This window comes from Vicinamibacterales bacterium, from assembly GCA_036496585.1.
Taxonomy (GTDB): Bacteria; Acidobacteriota; Vicinamibacteria; order Vicinamibacterales; family 2-12-FULL-66-21; genus JAICSD01.
Window position 1 is genome coordinate 1 of sequence record DASXLB010000071.1, and the last position, 19345, is coordinate 19345.

At 68.7% G+C, this 19345-nt stretch carries 19 protein-coding genes; 7 read left to right on the forward strand and 12 right to left on the reverse strand.

The window, feature by feature from the left end:
- Window positions 1–125 precede the first annotated feature (125 nt).
- A complete protein-coding gene (acnA, locus tag VGI12_20050; protein ID HEY2434972.1) occupies window positions 126–2870 on the forward strand; it encodes an aconitate hydratase AcnA in 2745 nt (914 codons plus the stop codon).
- Between the two features lie 78 nt (window positions 2871–2948).
- On the opposite strand, the gene VGI12_20055 is transcribed toward acnA, so the two are convergent.
- Genes VGI12_20055 through VGI12_20070 form a run of 4 tightly spaced genes read right to left on the reverse strand, consistent with a single transcriptional unit; the run spans window position 2949 to window position 6743 of the window.
- Entirely contained in the window at window positions 2949–3863 is a 915-nt protein-coding gene (locus VGI12_20055; protein HEY2434973.1) for a VWA domain-containing protein, read from the reverse strand.
- Window positions 3863–4846, reverse strand: a complete 984-nt coding sequence (locus VGI12_20060; GenBank protein HEY2434974.1) for a hypothetical protein — start codon at window positions 4844–4846, stop codon at window positions 3863–3865. Before VGI12_20060 ends, VGI12_20055 begins: the two co-directional genes overlap by 1 nt.
- On the reverse strand, window positions 4846–5721 hold the full coding sequence (locus VGI12_20065; protein HEY2434975.1) for a VWA domain-containing protein: 876 nt from the start codon (window positions 5719–5721) through the stop codon (window positions 4846–4848). Before VGI12_20065 ends, VGI12_20060 begins: the two co-directional genes overlap by 1 nt.
- Window positions 5718–6743, reverse strand: coding sequence for a tetratricopeptide repeat protein (locus VGI12_20070; GenBank protein HEY2434976.1), 1026 nt, complete (start codon window positions 6741–6743; stop codon window positions 5718–5720). The genes VGI12_20065 and VGI12_20070 overlap by 4 nt, the downstream gene beginning before the upstream one ends.
- A gap of 20 nt (window positions 6744–6763) precedes the next feature.
- Between VGI12_20070 and queG the strand changes: the two genes are divergently transcribed.
- Genes queG through VGI12_20085 form a run of 3 tightly spaced genes read left to right on the forward strand, consistent with a single transcriptional unit; the run spans window position 6764 to window position 9073 of the window.
- On the forward strand, window positions 6764–7804 hold the full coding sequence (gene queG / locus VGI12_20075; protein ID HEY2434977.1) for a tRNA epoxyqueuosine(34) reductase QueG: 1041 nt from the start codon (window positions 6764–6766) through the stop codon (window positions 7802–7804).
- Complete coding sequence (locus VGI12_20080; protein HEY2434978.1) at window positions 7797–8528, forward strand: UdgX family uracil-DNA binding protein; 732 nt, start codon at window positions 7797–7799, stop codon at window positions 8526–8528. Before queG ends, VGI12_20080 begins: the two co-directional genes overlap by 8 nt.
- Window positions 8528–9073, forward strand: a complete 546-nt coding sequence (locus VGI12_20085; protein HEY2434979.1) for a YqgE/AlgH family protein — start codon at window positions 8528–8530, stop codon at window positions 9071–9073. Before VGI12_20080 ends, VGI12_20085 begins: the two co-directional genes overlap by 1 nt.
- 31 nt (window positions 9074–9104) lie before the next feature.
- On the opposite strand, the gene VGI12_20090 is transcribed toward VGI12_20085, so the two are convergent.
- The 5 genes from VGI12_20090 to VGI12_20110 form a co-directional block, all read right to left on the reverse strand.
- Window positions 9105–10013, reverse strand: coding sequence for a HEAT repeat domain-containing protein (locus tag VGI12_20090; protein ID HEY2434980.1), 909 nt, complete (start codon window positions 10011–10013; stop codon window positions 9105–9107).
- Between the two features lie 10 nt (window positions 10014–10023).
- Complete coding sequence (locus tag VGI12_20095; protein HEY2434981.1) at window positions 10024–11421, reverse strand: HEAT repeat domain-containing protein; 1398 nt, start codon at window positions 11419–11421, stop codon at window positions 10024–10026.
- Between the two features lie 11 nt (window positions 11422–11432).
- A complete protein-coding gene (locus VGI12_20100; GenBank protein HEY2434982.1) occupies window positions 11433–12224 on the reverse strand; it encodes a hypothetical protein in 792 nt (263 codons plus the stop codon).
- A 4-nt stretch (window positions 12225–12228) separates the two neighbouring features.
- Entirely contained in the window at window positions 12229–12792 is a 564-nt protein-coding gene (locus VGI12_20105; protein HEY2434983.1) for a sigma-70 family RNA polymerase sigma factor, read from the reverse strand.
- 275 nt (window positions 12793–13067) lie between these two features.
- Complete coding sequence (locus VGI12_20110) at window positions 13068–13985, reverse strand: NAD-dependent epimerase/dehydratase family protein (protein HEY2434984.1); 918 nt, start codon at window positions 13983–13985, stop codon at window positions 13068–13070.
- A gap of 48 nt (window positions 13986–14033) precedes the next feature.
- On the opposite strand from VGI12_20110, the gene VGI12_20115 reads away from it, so the two are divergent.
- The 3 genes from VGI12_20115 to VGI12_20125 are packed head-to-tail and all read left to right on the forward strand — an operon-like array spanning window position 14034 to window position 16311.
- Window positions 14034–14915, forward strand: coding sequence for a rhomboid family intramembrane serine protease (locus VGI12_20115; protein ID HEY2434985.1), 882 nt, complete (start codon window positions 14034–14036; stop codon window positions 14913–14915).
- Entirely contained in the window at window positions 14916–15932 is a 1017-nt protein-coding gene (locus VGI12_20120) for an NAD-dependent epimerase/dehydratase family protein (protein ID HEY2434986.1), read from the forward strand.
- 19 nt (window positions 15933–15951) lie between these two features.
- Window positions 15952–16311 carry a 2Fe-2S iron-sulfur cluster-binding protein gene (locus VGI12_20125; GenBank protein ID HEY2434987.1) on the forward strand — a complete coding sequence of 120 codons (360 nt, stop codon included), beginning with the start codon at window positions 15952–15954 and terminating at the stop codon, window positions 16309–16311.
- Between the two features lie 63 nt (window positions 16312–16374).
- Here VGI12_20125 and VGI12_20130 read toward each other — a convergent pair whose 3' ends face one another.
- The 3 genes from VGI12_20130 to apaG all read right to left on the reverse strand — a co-directional run bounded on the left by VGI12_20130 (window position 16375) and on the right by apaG (window position 19141).
- Window positions 16375–18039, reverse strand: coding sequence for a SulP family inorganic anion transporter (locus VGI12_20130; GenBank protein ID HEY2434988.1), 1665 nt, complete (start codon window positions 18037–18039; stop codon window positions 16375–16377).
- 61 nt (window positions 18040–18100) lie between these two features.
- Window positions 18101–18685, reverse strand: coding sequence for a leucyl/phenylalanyl-tRNA--protein transferase (aat, locus tag VGI12_20135; protein ID HEY2434989.1), 585 nt, complete (start codon window positions 18683–18685; stop codon window positions 18101–18103).
- Window positions 18686–18751: 66 nt separating this feature from the next.
- Window positions 18752–19141 (reverse strand): Co2+/Mg2+ efflux protein ApaG, encoded by a 390-nt coding sequence (apaG, locus tag VGI12_20140; protein HEY2434990.1) that lies wholly within the window; start codon window positions 19139–19141, stop codon window positions 18752–18754.
- Window positions 19142–19345: the final 204 nt, after the last annotated feature.

The following is a 19345-nucleotide window of genomic DNA, read 5'->3' on the forward strand; positions in this document are numbered from 1 at the left end:
TCTTTTTTCCGTCAATCATCGAGAATGTCCGCCAGGTAACCCCATTTTTTCCGGGACGACAAGCGTGTCCCTTCGTGCCGTTTTCCTGTCGACATCGCGCCCGCGCGAACCTAAGAATGCACAACATGGCGAACAGCTTCGGTAGTCGGTCAGTCCTCAAAGTCGGGAGCCGCGAATACGAGATTCATCGTCTCTCCGCCCTGGAAAAGGCCGGCCTGGCGCCGGGGCGGCTGCCGTTCTCGCTGCGCATCCTGCTCGAGAACCTGCTGCGCACCGAGGACGGGCGGACGGTCAAGGAGGCCGACATCCGCACCCTGTGCGCGTGGGAGGCGCACGCCGAACCGTCGAAAGAGATCGCCTTCATGCCGAGCCGCGTGCTCTTACAAGATTTCACCGGCGTGCCGGCGGTCGTCGACCTCGCGGCGATGCGCGAGGCGATGAAGCGCCTGGGCGGCGACGCGACCAAGATCAACCCGCTGCTGCCGGCGGAGCTGGTGATCGATCACTCGGTGCAGGTCGACGAGTTCGGCTCGCCGCACGCGCTGTCGCTGAACGCGGCGATCGAATTCCAGCGCAACAAAGAGCGCTATGCGTTCCTGCGCTGGGGGCAGTCGGCGTTCCGCAGCTTCGCGGTCGTGCCGCCCGACACCGGCATCGTCCACCAGGTGAACCTCGAGTACCTGGCGCGTGTCGTGTTCAGCGAAGGCACGGGGGAGCCGCTCGCGTATCCCGATACGCTCGTCGGCACCGACTCGCATACGACGATGGTCAACGGGCTCGGCGTCGTCGGATGGGGCGTCGGCGGGATCGAGGCGGAGGCCGCGATGCTCGGCCAGCCGATCTCGATGCTGATCCCGCAGGTGGTCGGCTTCCGTTTGACCAGCCGTCTGCCCGAAGGGGCGACCGCCACCGATCTGGTACTGACGATCACCGAGCGGCTGCGGAAGCTCGGCGTCGTCGGCAAGTTCGTCGAGTTCTACGGACCCGGCCTCGAGTTCCTGACAATCGCAGACCGCGCCACGCTTGGCAACATGTCGCCCGAATACGGTGCCACCATCGCGATCTGTCCGATCGACGACATGACGCTCGACTACCTGCGCCTGACGTCGCGCGACGAAGACCGGGTGGCGCTCGTCGAGGCATATGCGAAGGAGCAGGGTCTCTTCCGCACCGCCGATTCGCCCGACCCGGTCTACACGCAGACCGTCGAGATGGATCTCTCGACCGTCGAGCCGAGCATTGCCGGCCCGAAGCGCCCGCAGGATCGCGTCTCGCTCAACAAGGCCAAGGTCAGTTTCCAGCAGGCGCTCGAGATCATGCTGGCCGAGCGCAAGCCGAAGCCGGCGGCTCACGACAAGCCGGGCGAAGCGACCCGGCCGCACGAGACGGCGCCGGTTGCCGCGGCCGCCGCGGTCGCGACGGCCACCGAGACGGTGCCCGGCATGGAGGGGCTCGATCACGGCTCGGTCGTCGTCGCCGCGATTACCAGCTGTACGAACACCTCGAACCCGAGCGTGATGATCGGCGCCGGTCTCCTGGCGCGCAACGCCCTTCGCCGCGGGCTCAAGACGAAACCCTGGGTGAAGCCGAGTCTGGCGCCCGGCTCGCTGGTCGTGACCGAGTACCTGCAAGCGGCCGGGCTGCTCGAGCCGCTGGCCGAGCTCGGGTTCAACCTGGTCGGCTACGGCTGCACCACCTGCATCGGCAACAGTGGTCCGCTGCCCGAGCCGGTGTCGTCGATCGTCAAGGACAGAAACCTCGTCGTCGCCTCGGTGCTGTCGGGCAACCGCAATTTCGAGGGTCGCATCCAGTCGCAGGTGCGCGCCAATTACCTGGCGTCGCCGCCGCTGGTCGTGGCCTACGCGCTCGCCGGGAAGATGCAGATCGACCTGACCAGCGAGCCGATCGGCACCGGGTCCGACGGACAGCCGGTGATGCTCCGCGACCTCTGGCCGAGCGAGCGCGAGATACAGGAGGCGATGCTCTCGTCGGTCAAGCGCGAGATGTTCAAATCGAAATACGCCGAGGTCTTCACCGGCGATCGCCGGTGGGGATCGCTCGACGTGCCGCAGGGCGAGCGTTACAACTGGGACGCCGATTCGACCTACATCCGTAACCCGCCGTTCTTCGAGGGGCTGACGCTGGAACCGCCGGCGCAGACGGAGCTGCGCGCCGTGCGCGTGCTGGCGCTCCTCGGCGACAGCGTCACCACGGATCACATTTCGCCGGCAGGGTCGATCCCCGCCGACAGCCCGGCGGGGAAGTGGCTGATCGAGCACGGCGTCCCGCCGCGCGAATTCAACTCGTACGGAGCGCGGCGCGGCAATCACGAGGTGATGATGCGCGGCACCTTCGCCAACATCCGCCTGCGCAACCAGCTCGCGCCGGGCACCGAAGGGGGCTGGACGGCGCTGCAGCCGCTGGACGAGGTGATGACGATTTACGACGCGTCGGTGAAGTATCGCGACGCGGGCGTGCCGCTGCTGGTGATCGCCGGGAAGGAATACGGCTCTGGTTCGTCGCGCGACTGGGCCGCCAAGGGAACGCTGCTGCTCGGCGTCAAGGCGGTGCTCGCCGAAAGCTTCGAGCGGATCCACCGCAGCAACCTGGTCAACATGGGCGTCCTGCCGCTCGAATTCAAGCCGGGGCAGAACGCCGCGTCGCTGAAGCTCACCGGCCGGGAATCGTTCGACATCGTCGGCATGGCCGAGACGCTGAAGCCGATGGGCGACGTAGCCGTGCGCGCGACCGCGGCCGACGGCAAGGTCTGCGAGTTCACCGCGCAGGCGCGCATCGATACGCCAGAGGAGCTCGTCGCTTACCGCAACGGCGGAATTCTGCCCTACGTGCTGCGGCAACTGGTGAAGTAGCGAGGGACGCGGGGCGCGAGGTCAGCCCCGATCCACGCCGCTCACGTTTCACCAAGACGCGCCTCTTGTACCGCCTCGCTATCGCTGGTAGCCGCGGCGCGCCGTCACCTTGTAGCGCTTGTCCTTCACCTGCACCTCGATCGGGTGCCAGCCGCTCTCGGGCACGCCGCGCGGCGTGTAGGCGAGGACGTAGCGGCTGCGGAAGTCTTCGACGATGCGGCTGAACGTCTTCTGGAGGCTGGCGATGTCGACCGAGAGACTCTCGCCGCCGGTGCGGATGGCAAGCTCGCGCAGGAAATCCTCGGAACGCAGGATCGGCTGCTTCCAGGCCAGCCGGATCCCCGAGCGGGCCTGCATCGGCCGCCGCGCTTCCGGCTTCGTCTGGTCGATCGCGACACAGTAGACAACCACGTCGGACTTCGCCGCCAAGTCGAACGCCGAGTCGTCGGGCAGCCAGCTCGAGGTATCGGAGCCGTCGGTGAATACGATGAGGAGGTTGCGGCGGCCCGGTTCCGGATCCCGCTGCAGCATTGCGGCGAAGGCGGCATCCGCGAGGCTGGTCGAGCCGTCCGCGTAGAGCCGGTCGATCGCGGCGAGGACCGGCTCGCGCGACGGCGACCAGGCGCTCGGCGCCGACACCACCTCGCTGAAGGTCAACACCGCTGCCCGGTCGTCTGGCTTGAGCGCGTCGACCACCGCGTGCGCCGCGTCGCGCAGACGCGGCAGCCCCGGCTGCATGCTGCTGCTCGTGTCGAGCGCCAGCAGCACGCTGAACGGCACCTCGACGATCTGGATGTCGTCGATCTGCTGCAACACGCCGCTGTCGTGCAGCTCGAAGTCGGCGGCGGTGAGGCCGCCGACCGGCCGCCGGCCATCGAGGACGAGGGCGTCGACGCGAACGGCGTCGGCCGCGCTGCGGAACCGCTGCACGCGCGCCGCCGGAGCCCAGGGCGCGAGCAGGACGATCGCCAGCGCCGCGCCGGCCGCCCGCATCACTGGCAGACCTCGCTGTGCAGCTCCGCGAAGACGAGGGCGTGATCGCGAGCGGTGAAATGGAAATACGACCACCACGGATCGAAGGACGGCGGTGCGCCGGCGGTGTCGACGCTGCGGCGCGCGCCGGCGTCACGTCCAGTGCTCGCCAGCAGCGCCGCGAGCGCGAAGCGGCCGGACTGGGCGTGTGGAAGGGCGGCGAGCGCGGCCCGGTAATGCCGTTCAGCGATGAGGGTGTCGTCGCGTTCGAGCATCGATCCCAGGAAGAGCTCGCCAAGATAGCGATTGACCCGTGATCCCTTGTCGCCGGCCGCCAGCTCGAAGAGCCGCTTCGCCTCGCGATCGTTGCCGCGCAGCATCTGGATGTGTCCGAGGTGTACGGCAGCGACCGTCAGGTGGGCGGCAAGGCCCCGTTCGAAGAGCGACGTCGCCTCCACGAACTCCGACGGCTCGAACACGGTGGTGTCGAGCCTGGCGCCGTAACCGGCGGCACTGGCTTCGAGCACGCGCCCGCGATCGATCCCACTGGCCACGCGATACCACGGCTGCTGACGCCAGCGATCGGCGAGCGTGGGCGCCGAGACGCGCGCGGTGAACGCCTTGTACCAGCGGTGCACGAACCACTCGTTGCCCGCCAGCCCGGCGGCGGCTGCCGCGATCTCGCCCGCCATCGCCACTTGCCGGTCGGCATCGGGGCTGTGGGCCAGCGACAGCGTGATCGCCGCGTCGCCATGCATCAGGAGGGCGCGGTCGAGCTCGTCGGCTTTCCAGTCGGTGCCGGTCCGGGTGGCCTGACGCACGCTTTCGGCGACCGCGTCCGCTGGCATCGCCAGCATCCGCGTGATCGCGTCGCTGGGCGCGTGCGCGAACTGCTCGACCGCCGCCCGGTAGTCGCCCTCCGTCTGCGGCGCTGCCCCAATCAGGGCGCCGGCCGCGCACACGACAACACACGTCCACAGTCGAAAATCGCCCGATTTCCACATCACAGCTGGTATCCCGCGCGCGCCTTCACGTCGGCGTTGCGTCCTTTCACTTTGACCGAGATATTGTGCCAGCCCGCCGTCCCGACGCCGTGCGGAGAGTACGTGATGAGGTAACGGGTCCGGAACTCGCGCAGGATCTCGTCGAACGCCGCCGGCAGGTTGCCGGTCGTGTCGGCCTTGATCACGCGGCCGCCCGTCGACAGGGCGACGGCGTCGAGGAATTCGGTCTGGCCCCGCACGTAGACGGGGGTCGGCCCGAGGGTCGCCGCCACCGCAACGCCGTAGATCACCGCGTTGGCGCGCCGCGACGCTCGCTCGACCACGTCGGCAGGCATCCAGCTCATGTTGTCGAGCCCGTCGCTGAAGGCGATGAGCAGCGGACGCGAGTCCTGCACGTCGCTGATTGCCAGCGCGGCGTAGAGGGCGTCGTAAAGCGCGGTTCCCCCCTGCGCCTCGGCCGAGGCCATCAGCGATCGCAGGTTCTTGAAATCGGCCTGAAGCGGCGTTCGCACCCAGATGCGATGCGAGAAGGTGACGAGCGCCGCGCTGTCTCCCTCGCGCAGTCCGTCGAGGATCAAATCGACCGCCGTGCTCAGGTTCGCCATCTTGCTGCCGGCGACGCTGCCGCTCGTGTCGAGCACGAAGATGACCGACAGCGGGAGCGACTCGAGCGCGGCCGAATCGATCGTCTGGACGACGCCGTTGTCGCGCAGTTCGAAATCGGCGGCGGTCAGGCCGGCGATCGGCTTCCGGCCCTCAGTGACGAGCGCGTCGACACGGACGAGATCGACGCCGCTCTTGAAGGTCTTCTGGGCGGCGGCAGAGAGGGGGAGCAGCGCGCCGAGCGCGCAGGCGATGAGGACGGCCCGCGTCACGCGTGTCTCTTGGTCCGGACTGTGGCGATCAGCAGATCGGCGCGCCAGTACTCGCCGAAGAGGTACGTCCACCACGGGTCGAACTCGTTGCGGGCGCCCGCGGCGGCCGACACGGCCTCGGCCGCCCACTGGCGATCGCCGCGCCGGTGGTGCAGTTCGCTCGCCGAGAGGAGCGCCGTCTGCGCGAGCGGCAGGCGCGCTGCCGCCCGTTCATAGCAGGCGGAGGCCTCCTCGTCGTGGTGGCCGCGCTCCTCGATGCCGCCGAGGAACAGTCCCGCGAGATAGGCCAGGCGATCGTCTGCCGCGGTGGTCAGCGGCTGCAGAAGCGGGCGCGCCTCGGCGGGTCTGTCGCGTTCCACCAGGACACGTCCGAGCCGCAGGCGGGCTTCGAGGCGGTCGGGCTCCTGCGCGAGGACGTTGCGGTAGTGTTGCTCCGCTTGTTCGAGCCCGCGCCGGCGATCGCCGGCGCTCCCGGCCGAGATGCGCGGTGCCGCGTGCATTTCCGCGGCGACGCCGGCGAGCAGCTGGAGTTCCGCGTTGTCGGGAAAGAGGATCAGCGCGCGCGCCAGATACCTGTCGGCGTCGGGCAGCATCGCGCCCGCCTCGAACCTGTTGACGATCGTGCAGTACCACAAGCGGCGGAACTCGACCGACACCGGCATGGCGTGCCTGGGCTGAATCCTGACGGTGGTGTTCGGCGTGCCGCGCGCGCCGTCGCCGAACTCGACGAGGGCTGTCGCGATCCGCAGATGGTACTGTCCGCCGAGTTCCTCCCCGCGCCGCAGCGCGGCCTCGGTGTGCATCGCCGCTGCCCCGGTCAGGATTCTGGGTGCGCGGGTTTCGTCGAACGCCTGCACCCCAGCGCCGATCTCGGCGTATGGGAGCGTCAGCAGTCGCTCGATCGCGGCGTCGGCGTCACCCGAGAGGTATTGCAGGAGCACCGCCGCATAGTCGTCTTGCGCGTGGACCGTGGCGGGTGCCAGGGCGGTCGCAATCGCTGCGATCAGCATCGAGGCGCGCATCCGCTCCTTATAATCGATTTGTGACCACGGCGGAAATCAAGGCACGCGCAGCCGAGCTGGGCTTCGACGTCTGCGGCGTCGCGGCGGCCGGGGCCTTCAGGGAGTTGGCGTTCCTGCGGCAATGGCTCGACCGCGGCTATGCGGGAGAGATGCGGTATCTCGAACGCTCCGCGGACCGCCGGGAGGACGTCCGCGCGGTGATGCCGTCGGCGCGATCCGTCATCTGTCTGGGTACGATCTACAACACAGACCGGCCGTATTCGACGGAGGTCGCCGATCCGGGCGCCGCGATGATCGCCCGCTACGCGTGGGGTGATGACTACCACGACGTCATCCAGGCGCGGATGACCGCCCTCGTCGAGTGGATGCAGGCGGAGGCCGGCGCCGATTTCGAGACCCGGACGTACGTCGACACCGGACCGGTGCAGGAGCGCGTCTACGCCCAGTACGCCGGCCTCGGATGGATCGGCCGCAACACCTGCCTGATCAATCCGGAGCTGGGATCCTGGCTCTTTCTGTCGGAGATCCTCTGCAGCCTGCCGCTCGAGCCGGACGCCCCCGCGCTCGACCAGTGCGGCACCTGCCGTCTGTGTCTCGATTCCTGTCCAACCGGCGCGCTCGTCGAGCCCTACGTCCTCGACGCGACCCAGTGCCTGTCGTACCTGACGATCGAGGTGAAGGACGCCCTTCCGATCCATCAGCGTGAAGCGCTTGGGCGGCACGTCTACGGCTGTGACGTCTGTCAGGAGGTGTGTCCGTGGAACGCGCAGCCGGCGGAGCCAGCGGCGGCCGCCACGCCGTGGCTGCCGCGCGCCGTGTTCGACGGTCCGTCGCTGGCGGCGCTGTGGCGGACGCCGGACGCGGAGCTGCGCCACGCGCTCAAGGGCACCGCGATGACGCGCACCGGCGTGCGGCGTCTGCGCAGGAACGTCGCCGTGTGCGCGGGCGCCACCGGCGATGCCGAGGCGCTGACCGCGCTCCGGGAAGTCGATGAGCCGGTCTGTCAGGATCCGATGGTCGCAGAACACGTGCATTGGGCGCTGGAGCTCGGCGATGGCTGAGCGGAAGACACGGGGCGCGACAAAGGGGGCCGCCGGCCGGAGTCGCGGATCGGTGCGCGCCGGGGTGCCGAAGAAGCCGAGCAGCAAGGCTGGCGATCCGCCTGTCGCCGATCTGCTGCCAGAGCGATTGAGCCTTGGCGGCGTACGCGATGCGGCAGCGGGCTGTCGCGCCTGCGATCTCTATCGGCGCGCGACGCAGACGGTGTTCGGCGAAGGGCCGTCGAGAGCCGGCGTGATGATGGTGGGCGAGCAGCCGGGCGACGCCGAGGACCTCGCCGGCCATCCGTTCGTCGGGCCGGCCGGCCGGCTCCTCGATCGCGCGCTCGCGGAAGCCGGCATCGATCGCCGCCGCGTCTACGTCACCAACGTCGTCAAGCACTTCAAGTGGGAGCCGCGCGGCAAGCGGCGGATTCACCTCAAGCCGAACACCGCCGAGATTGCCGCGTGCCGCCCGTGGCTGGAGACGGAGATTGCGCTGGTGAAGCCGCGGGTGCTGGTCTGCCTGGGAGCGACGGCGGCGCAGGCACTCCTCGGCAGGGGCTTCAAGGTGTCGATCGGGCGCGGGTCGTTCGTGCCGTCGCCGCTCGCGCCCCGCGTCACCGCCACCGTCCACCCTTCGTCGATTCTTCGGGCGCCGGACGACCGCACGCGGCGCGCGGAGATGGCCCGATTCGTCGCCGATCTCGCGCGGGTCGCGCGCGAGCTGTCGCGCAAGGAGACATGATGCCGGACACGTTCACGACGACGCTGCTGCTGTCGATGCCGCAGCTCCAGGATCCCAATTTCGCGCGGACGGTCGTCCTGCTGTGCGAATACAACCCGGACGGGGCGTTCGGACTGGTGCTGAACCGCCCGACGAAGGCGCCAGCCAGCGAGATGGTCCGGCTCGAACCTCCCGTCGTCGGCAACAACGGGATGCCGCTCTGGATCGGCGGCCCGGTCGAGCCGCAGCGCGGCTGGATCCTGGTCGGCGATGAGCCGCGCGCCGAATTCAAGACCATCCGCGACGGCCTCTATCTTTCGACGTCGCAGACGCTGCTGCGCGAAGTCCTCGAGACACGGCCGGCGCCGCGCGCGCGCGTCCTCGCCGGCTATGCGGGCTGGGGCCCGGGGCAGCTCGACGACGAGCTCGCGCAGTCGGCGTGGCTGATGGGCGAGGTGGATCTCGATCTCGTCTTCGACGTCGCCGCCGGCGCGATGTGGGAGACCGCGATCCGCCGTCTCGGGGCCGATCCCGCGGCGTTGACCACGAGCCACGGCGTGCACTGACCGTGCTCCAGGGCCCGCGGTCGATTGAGTGCTATTTTCCGAGCACCTGCTCGAAGAATTGCAGGGCGCGCGGGTCCTTCGACTGGCCGAGCCAGAACATCGCCTGCTTGCGGACGGCGGGGTTCCGGTTCGTCTTGGCCACGTTGATGAGCAGCGGCACGCCTTCGTCCTTCGGCAGCTGGCTGAGCGCGAAGACCGCGCGTTTCTTGACGTCGGTGTCGGGATCGTTGTCGATCGCGGCGGTGATGTCGGCCGCCACTTTCCGTCCGGCCGTCTGCGAAAGCCAGAACAGCGCGTCGCCGCGCACCTTCGCGTTCGGATCCTGACGCGCCAGCGAGAGCAGCGCCGGCACGGCGATCTCGTCGCGGTGCATGGCGAGCGCCGCCATCGCGCCGCTGCGGAAGCGGTCGGCGCCGCTCGCGAGCGAGGTCAGCAGCTTCACCGATTCGGCCGGGTCGACGCCCTCGAGCCAGTGGATGGCGCGCCCGCCGGCGTCGAGCTCGCAGTCGGGGGAGAAGATGCGCACGCGATCGACTGCCGTGTTCTCGACACGGTAGAGCACCACCATCGTGTCGGGGCCTTCGAGGTGAATCGGCCCCTGGTTGGCGACTGGCTGTCCCTGCACCGTCCGCGTGGCGCGATCGCCGGGCTCGAGGCCGCAGGTAGCCAGCCGGCCGTTGCTGATCACGACGTCGCCGTTGACCCAGGTGTCGCCGTAGCAGCAGGACTGTCGGTTGCCGCCGGTCTGGGTCGGCACGCGGTAACCGATCCACGCCGGCTCGGTCTGGGCGGCGACGAGCCGCTGGAACGTCGGCGCGAGCGTGCCGGCCGCCTGGGTGTCCAGGCGACCGTTGAGGATGGCCGGGTTCTGAGCCGCCGCGCCGTGGGCGACGGCGACGGCGGGGATCAGGCAGAAGAGCGCGATGGTCGTTGCGCGCATGGCCGTGGTCCTACTTGTTGAGGATCTCGAGCAGGTAGTCGGTCGCGGCCTTCGAGCGCATGTTCGAGAGCCTGGCGACGATCTCCTTCTTCATCGCCGGGTCCGGCTCCTTGCGCGCCAGGGCGACGAGCTGGTCCGCGTTGCCGCCGACGAAGAGACCGTTGACGACCGCCTTCTTCACCTCGGGGTCCTTGTCGCTGCCGTAGATCTCGACGAGCGTGTCGGCGCTGCGCTTGCTGCCCATGACGCCGAGATTGCGGACCGCGAGCAGGCGCAGCTCAGGATTCGTGTCCGACTTGGCGATGTCGGTGAGCCGGGTGGCGTTGCCGCCGACGAACATCGCGCGGATGACGCTCTTCTTGACCTCGACGGTCGACTCCTTCTGATAGAGAGACCACAGCTCGTCGCTGGCGCCCATGGTGCCGAGCTGCTGAACGGCGGCCGCGCGCAGCTCGCCGTTCTGCTCGCTTTGCGCCGCCTGCAGCAGGCGCTCCTTGTCGCCGGCCACCATGAAGGCGTTGAGGATCCGCTTCTTCAGATCGACGTCCGATGAGGCAGCGTAGACGTCGGCGAGGGCGGCGCGATTCTCCTTGCCGCCGTGCACCCCCAGATACTGCACCGCCCGCAGCTGCAGGTCTGGATTGGCGCCGCCCTTCGCGATGCCGATCAGCACCTCACGCGCCGCCGCCGAGTTGCTCTGCGCGAGCACGAACAGCGCGCGCGCTTTCACCCGCGGCGAGCTGGTGCCCTGCAGCAGCTTCTGCAGCACGGGGATCGCCTCGTCGCTGTTCTGCAGCGAGTTGATCGCGTAGAGCTTCAGCTCTTCGTCGCTCTCCGCTTTGGGATCGACTCCCTGGCCTGAATTGGCCTTGACCTCGACCTCGAGCGCCCGCGCGTCGGCGAGATAGCGGCTCTTCGCGTAGTCTCTGGTCAGCGCGGTGATCGTGGTGAGCGCTTCGGCGCGCTGTCCCTGCTTGTTCTGCGCGTAGGCTTTCCAGTAGAGCGCGGCGTCGGCCTTGGTGCCCTTCAGCTCGACGACGCGGTCGAACGCGCTGACCGCGCGATCCCAGCGGGCCGCATCCAGCGCGCTCTGTCCCTGCTCGTAGTACGAGCCTTCGCGATCGCGATCGCGCTGGGCCCGCTCCTTCTCGCGCGCTGCGTCCTCGGCGGCGCGCTGCGCCGAGGTGCGTTCCCCAAAGCCCTGGTTCCAGGCGGTGGCGCCCATCGCGTCGAGCGCGGCCTGCGCCGCCGCCAGGGCCTCGGCCGGTTGCGGCGACGCCCCGATCCCGGCCGCCGCGGCGGCGCGTTCCTGCGCGATCTGTACGGCGCGATCGACTGACTGGGCCGACGCGCTTCCCGCGGCCAGCAGCGCTGCCGCCAGGGTAAATGTCAATGTGTTGTGTGTCATATGCGTCCCTGCTAACTGCCCACTACCAACTGAGAACTCCGAATCCGAACGGCCTTCTGCTGGCGCGCGCGCACCTGCGAGGCCATCACTCGAACCTTGAACACCAGTTCCTTCGAGTCGATGCGGCGCCGCACCGAGTCGAGGTCCTCCTGGGTCATTTCCTTCGGACTGGCGGCGATGTCGACCAGCACCCGCTCGAGATCGTCGAGCAGCGCCGCCATGCTGGCGTCGCCCGTCGACGCCGCCGTCTGCCGGTATAGCCGGTTGGCCGCGACGAGTTGTGCGGCGCGGCCCTGCTCGAGCGACATGTCCACCGTGCCCGCGTGGTCGTCGGTCATCGCCACTTCGACGAGCATCCGCTGCGAGCGATCGAGGTGCTCGTCGAGATCGGCGAGCAGCACCGCTTCGCGCATGTCCGGCGGGTTGGCGGCGCTCGCCAGCCGCGCCGGCTCCGCGCGCGGCATCAGCCGTCCGGCCATGAACGCCGCGCCGACCAGCATCAGCACGGCGGCGGCGAAGGCGAGGCGCGCCGGCGAGAAGACGAAGCCCGGCAGCCAGCCACGCCCGTGGCGCGGCAGGTTCGGTTCGAGCCGCGCCCACGCCGTCCGCTCGAAGCCCTCCGGCGCGTCGGCCGCCGGCGCGCTGTCGACGATCGCCATGACCCGCTGCAGCCTGGTGTAGCCGGCCTGACAGGTCTCGCAGGTGGCGAGATGCGACTGGGCACGTGGGTCCTCGTCAGGCGCCATTTCGCCGTAGTAGTGCAGGACGAGATCGTCGTCGGTCAGGTGCAGTGTTTCGGTCATCGGACTAACTCTCGACAAAGGGCTCGAGCGCGAGGCGCATCTTGCGCACGGCTCGGAAGATGCTGTGTTTGGCCGCGTTGGCCTTCAGCCCCAGCGACCGGCTGATTTCCTCGATTGAGTGGCCTTCGAAGTGCCGCAGCACGAAGGCGGCGCGCTCCATCGCGGTCAGTCCCTCCATCGCGCGGCTCACCCGCGCCTGGACTTCGGCGCTCAACATGAGCCGCTCCGGAGACGGATCGAGCCGGTCGTCGGCGCCGTCGAAGAGGTCGAGATCGGCTGCGTCATGTCCCGTCTCCTGATGCTTGCGGCTGCGTATCAAGTCAATCGAGCAGTTAACTGCGATGCGATGGAGCCACGTCCCGAAGTTGGCGCGCGACTCGAACCGGCCCAACTGCCGGTATGCCTTGAGGAACGTTTCCTGAACCACGTCCTCGGCGTCCTGGGGGTTGCCGGTCATCCGCTGCGCCAGCCGGAAGATCGCCCGCGAATGGCGTTCGACCAGTCCCCGGAAGGCGTCGCTGTCTCCGTCCCTGGCCAGGGCCACGGCGGCGGTGTCCGTAAGCGGCATCCGAGTGATTAGACGGGCTTTGCGTCCGGAGGTTAGTTGTCGTCCGGCCCGTCTTCGGGGGGGTTGAAGTGGACCGGTGCGGGGGCCGGTTGGGAGTGTTCGAGCACGTGGCGCAGCCGGGCAATTTCGGCCGCCAGGGCCTCGAGACACCCCAGCTGATTCTCGTGCGGGGTCGGGGTGATCACCCCACAGAACGGGCAGACGGACATCGGAATCGGACCTTGTCGGCAGCCTCCGCAGGACGCACCGACCAGGGCTGCAACCCCCGTTCCGGTCTACGGCAGAGCCGCCAGCGTGCGGTCGAATCCTTCGGCCAGCGGCTGGAGGCGGAGCCCCAGATCCCGCTGCGCCTCGCGCGAATCGAGCGGCCAGTCACGGCGGAAGATCTCGACGATGCCGCGCGTCAAGAGCGGAGGTGCACCGCCGAGCCGGGTCCACAGCTCGCAGGCCAGCGCCGATGCCGTCGCAATCGCGTACGGCACGCGTGGCGGAATTGCACGCCCGCGGCGGTCGCGGACGAACTCGTAGATCGCCCGCTGCGGCGCGTTGACGCCGCCGACGGCGTATTCGCGCGCCGGACTCGCGTGCGCGACCGCCGCGACGTGCGCATCCGCCACGTCGTCGACGAACGCGAACGACCAGGTGTGTTCGGGTCCGACGAGGACGGGCAGTCGGCCCTGCAGGTGATCGCGCATCAGACGGCCGACGAGATTGCCTTCCGTCGCGGGTCCGGGACCGTAGACGACGCCCGGATAGAGCGTGACGACCGGCAGCCCGTCGGCTGCGGCGCGCCGCGCCACGTCACGGGCCGCGACCTTGGTGCGCTGATAGTCATTGGCGGTGAGCGCCTGAGGCTGTCCGGCCGGCGGCAGCGCGAGGAACGATGACGTGTAGACGATGCGTCCGATCCGGTGGGCGCGTGCCGCGGCGAGAACCGACTGGAGGCCGCCGACGTTGACCGCGTCGAATTCGGACACGCTGCGTCGCCACGCCGACACGAGCGCGGCCGTGTGGACGATCGCGCCGGCGCCGGCGGCAGCGGCCGTCACGGCGCGGGTGTCGCGCACGTCGCCGGCGATGCCCGGCGCCACGGCCGAGCGCGCGAACACCACCGCCTCGTGTCCCGCGCGCTGCAGCGCGCGCGCGATCGCCGACCCGAGATAGCCGGTGCCGCCGGTGACGAGGACCCGCATCGTCTCCTACATTTCCACATTCCCACATTTCCACATAGACTTCTGGTGATGTTCCGGCAGAAGACCGGCTCGGTGGTGTGCGCGTCGTGCGGCTCGCTGGTCGGGGTCAAGGACGATCGGTGCTACTCCTGCGGTCGCCGTAATCCCGGGTTGTGGGGCTTCGGCCCCGTGCTGCGCCGGTTCGGCAACGACTTCGGATTCACGACCGTCATCGTCTACGGCTGCGCGGGACTCTATACGCTGGCGCTCCTGCTGACGATTCTGAGCGGCGGCAACCTGATGCAGGGCAACGTCTTCACGTTGCTCGGGCCCAATCAATTCGCCTCCGACGCGCTCGGTGCCGCCGGTGCCTACCCGGTGTTCGTCGACGGGCGCTGGTGGACGCTGTTGAGCGCCGGCTGGCTGCACGCGGGAGCGCTGCACATCCTGTTCAACATGATGTGGGTCCGTCAGCTCGGGCCGGGCGTCGCCGACATCTACGGCGAAGCGCGCATGATCGTCATCTACACGATTGCGTCGGTCGCCGGATTCTTTCTCAGCTCCTTTCTTGGCGCGCACCCGGCGTGGTCGCTGCCGTTCCTCCGCGGCGCCGGCTACACCGTCGGCGCGTCGGCGCCGATCTTCGGCCTGCTCGGCGCGCTCGTGCACTACGGGCGGCGCGGCGGCAGCCGGCAGGTCTATTCGCAGGCGATGACCTACGCGATCGTGCTCTTTCTGTTCGGGTTCTTCGTCGGCGGCGTCGACAACTCGGCTCACCTCGGCGGATTCGTCGGCGGGTTCCTGGCGAGCACGTGGCTCGACCCGCTCAAGCGCGAGCGCATGGACCATTTCATCGGCGCCGCCGTCTGTCTGGTCGCGACTGTCCTGGCGGTCGGTGTCTCGCTGGCAATTTCCCTGCCGCCGCTCGTGCACTATCTGGCGAATCGCTGAATGCGCAAACCGGTCGTCGTCATCACCGGCGCGGGCGGCGAGATCGGCCACAGCCTCGTCGACCGGTTCGCCGAGCGCGGCGACCGCCGCATCGTCACCATCGACATCTCGCGCCTCGAGCCGGGCATCGCGCGCAAGGTCGATCGCGAGATCACCGGCTCGATCACAGACCGGCCGCTGCTCGAGCGGCTGATGGCCGAGTTCGAAGTCGACCTCGTGTTCCATCTCGCCGCGCTGCTCTCGACGCGATCCGAGTTCACGCCAATCGCCGCACACGAAGTGAACGTCGAGGGTACCCTGAGCCTGCTCGAGTTCGCGCAGCACGAAGCGGAATCGCACGGCCGCCCGGTCGTGTTCGTGTATCCGTCGTCGATTGCCGCCTACGGACTGCCGGACGCGTCGGCCAAGGCGCGCGCCGGCAGGGTAAGCGAGGACGAATACCTGCACCCGACGACGATGTACGGCTGCAACAAGCTCTATTGCGAGCTGCTCGGCGACTATTACGCGCACCACTACAAGCAGCTGGCGGCCGAGCCGACGAGCGGCAAGGTCGATTTTCGCTGCGTCCGGTTCCCGGGGCTGATCTCGGCGATCACCACGCCGTCGGGCGGCACGTCGGACTACGCGCCTGAAATGATCCACGCGGCGGCGAAAGGGGAGCCCTACGAGTGCTTCGTGCGCCAGGACACGCGCATCCCGTTCATGGCGATGCCCGACGGCGTCGAGGCGCTGCTGGCGTTGGCCGCGGCGCCGCGCGGCCGCCTGCGGCGCACGTCTTACAACGTCGGCGCGTTCAATCCGTCGGCCGAGGAGATGCAGCGGGTCGTCGCCAGGGCGTTTCCGCACGCGCACATCACCTGGAAGACCGACGCCAAGCGCCAGGCGATCCTCGATACCTGGCCCGCCGACGTCGACGACAGCGCGGCGCGCGGCGACTGGGGCTTTGCGCCGAAGTACGATGTCGAGCGCGCCTTCAGTGAATACCTGATTCCGACGATACGAACGCGCTACGCGTAGCAGGGAGGAGACTGCACAGATGCCGAAGATTACGGTCGAGGGGTTCGCGCCCGTCGAGGTCGAGCCGGGAAAGCGACTCGTCCTGGCGATCGAGCAGGACGTCAAGGTCGACGTGCTGCACGCCTGCGGGGGCAACGCCCGCTGCACGACGTGCCGTGTCGAGTTCATCGCGGGTGAGCCCGAGATGATGACGGCCGCCGAGAAGCACGTGCTGAACGCACGCGGATTGACGGGGGTTCGCTTGTCCTGCCAGATCGTCTGCGACCACGAGATGACGGTGCGGGCGATCAGCCGGCTTGGCGGCAGCGGCCGTCCCGACGCGGGCCCGACCCCGCTGCCGACCGTCCAGCCGCCGCCGGAGTACGTGGCGAAAACGTAGGTCCTGTTCTCTCGTCTCTCGGTTGCCGGCGATGGCGGGGTCGGCGGCCGCGATGCGTCGTGTCTACGCCGCCCTGGGGGTATGAATCTCCGACGCGCGGCGCAGGGCGGCATCGATGTTGAGGCAGATGTTGCGGTCACCGACGTGCTCGTGGAAGCGCGCGTGCCGCATCACGGCCGCGGGCTGTTCGCGCGCGCCGCACAGGATTAGAGTCCGGCCGGAGACGCGGAGGTGATCCGACAGATCCTCGAGCGCCCGCAGGCCGGTGCCGTCGATGGCCGTCATGTAGCGCAGGCGCAGGATGACGACCCGCGGCAGCGTGTCGAGATGTTCGACGATCGCCGACAGGTTGTCGGCCGCGCCGAACAGCAGCGGTCCGTGGATCTTGAAGAGCGCAACGTAGGGCGGAATGACCTTGTCCTGGAGGAGATGAACCCTCCCGCCCTCGACGAAATCCGGCGTGACACTCGTGATCTTCGTGGTCACGGCGATGCGGCGGATGAACGTCAAACCCGCCAGCACCATCCCGACTTCCACCGCGATGGTCAGGTCGGCGAAGACCGTCAGGCCGAGCGTCACGGCCCAGACGGCGACGTCGGTCCGGGTCAACCGGAGCAGCTTCGGGATCTCGTGCCACTCGCCCATGTTCCACGCCACCATGAGCAGGATCGCCGCCAGGATGGGCATCGGAATGAACCGCGCGAGCGGCGCGGCCGACACGAGCACCACCAGCAGCGTCAGCGCGTGAATCATGCCGGAGACGGGCGTTCGCGCGCCCGATCGGATATTGGTCGCCGTTCGCGCGATTGCGCCGGTCGCCGGCAGCCCGCCGAAAAGCGGCGACACGATGTTGGCGATGCCCTGCGCCGTCAGTTCCACGTTGGGGTTATGGCGATCGCCGCCCATCCGATCGGCGACGACCGCCGACAGCAGCGATTCGATGGCGCCGAGCAGCGCCACCGTGATCGCTGGCCGCAGCAGCGTGGGGAGCATCTCGGGATGAAACCTTGGGATGTGCACGTGCGGCAGGCCCGAGGGAATGCCGCCGAAGCGCGCGCCGATTGTGTCAACGGGCAGATGGAACGCCAGTGCGGCGACCGTCCCGAGCAGGAGCACGACGATCGCGCCGGGTACGCGCGGGACGACGCGCCGGAGCAGGATCATCAGTACGAGCGCCGCGGCGCCGAGCGCGGCTGAATCGACCGACACCGTGCCGGCGGCGTGCGCCAGTGCGCCGATCCGGGCCGAGAAATCCGACGGCACCTTGTCGAGGTGAAGGCCGAAGAAATCACGGATCTGCGTGCTCGCGATAAGGACCGCGATGCCGTTGGTGAACCCGATGACGACCGGGCGCGGCAGGTATCTGATGGCGGAGCCCATGCCGGTGACGCCCAGGATCACCAGTAGTACGCCCGCCATCATCGTGCACATGAACAGCCCGTCGACGCCGTACTGGGCGACGATGCCCGCTACGACGACGACGAAGGCGCCGGTCGGGCCGCCGATTTGAAAGCGCGAGCCGCCGAGCGCAGAGATCAGGAAACCTGTGACCACCGCGCAGTAGATGCCAGATTCGGGGGACAGCCCCGAGGCGATCGCGAACGCCATCGCCAGCGGCAAGGCGACGAGGCCGACCGTCATCCCCGCGCCGAGATCGGCCGCCAGCGCCGCCCACGAGTAGTGACGGAGCGCCCGCACCGACGCGGGCATCCACCGGGGTTCGGTCATACAGGCAAGGTGCACAAAGGGAAACGCCTTCGATCCTACTACGGCGTCCTGCGCCACTCCCTCAACGGGCGCCGAACGTGACCCCCGCCGCGAGCGCCTCGTCGAGGAGCCGGAGGTAGCGTCGGCGCGGCACTTCGATCGCCCCGAACTGCACCAGATGGTCGGTCACCCACTGCGTGTCGAGCAGGACGAAGCCGCGCCGGCGCAGGTGTTCGACGAGCGCCACCAGGGCGGCCTTCGACGCATCGGTCACACGGTGGAACATCGACTCGCCGAAGAATGCGCCGCCGAGTGCGACGCCGTAGAGGCCGCCGGCGAGCTGGCCGTCGCGCCACGTCTCCATCGAGTGGGCGAATCCCTTGTCGTGCAGCGCGCAGTAGCTCTCGACGATCTCCGCATCGATCCAGTTGCCGTCGTCGTCGCGCCGCGCGGCGCAGGCCTCGATGACGTCGCGGAAGGCGGTGTCGACGCGAATCTCGAAGCCGCGGCTGCGGAGCGTGCGGGTCAGGCGTGAGGGCACGTGAAACGTGTCGAGCGGGATGATGCCGCGCGGATCGGGTGAGTACCAGCGGATGTCGCCCGGGGTGGCGGCCATCGGAAACCAGCCGCTGGCGTAGGCGTTCAGCAGGGCGTGTGCGGGAATCATCGGACGGCCGCGGGCATGTCCAGAATTATCCGACCTCGCAGCGGGTGGGTGTCCGCGCGCCGGATTTCAGTGAACGGTGTAGGGCTCCGACAGCGTGAACGGCGCGATCTTCGCGTCGAAGGGCTCGCCGCTCCGCGTGACCATCTGGTAGGTGCCCTCCATCATGCCGAACGGCGTCTCCAGCGGGCACCCTGACGTGTAGCTGAAGGACTCGCCCGGCGCCAGCACCGGCTGCTTGCCGACCACCCCGGGGCCGCGCACTTCCTCGACGCGGCCCGTCCCGTCGGTGATGATCCAGTGCCGGGTCATCAGCTGCGCCGCCTCGGCCCCTTCGTTCGTAATCGTAATCGTGTAGAGGAAGAACCACTGCTTCTGCGACGGCTGCGACTTGTCCGGGGCGTATTCGGATTCGACGTGAACCTTGATGCCGCGGGTCACGGCGTCCGAAGTGAACATGTCCAATGATAGTTTGGAAATTTGGAAATGTGGAAATGTGGGAAGGTAGAATGTGGTGAGGGCGGGGCTTTGCGGGTCGTGCCGGCACGCGGCGGTCGTGGCGAACGACCGCGGCTCGACCTTCTACCGTTGCGAGCGCTCGAAGACGGACGAGCGCTTCCCGCGGTATCCGCCGCTGCCAGTCGTGTCCTGTCTTGGCTATGA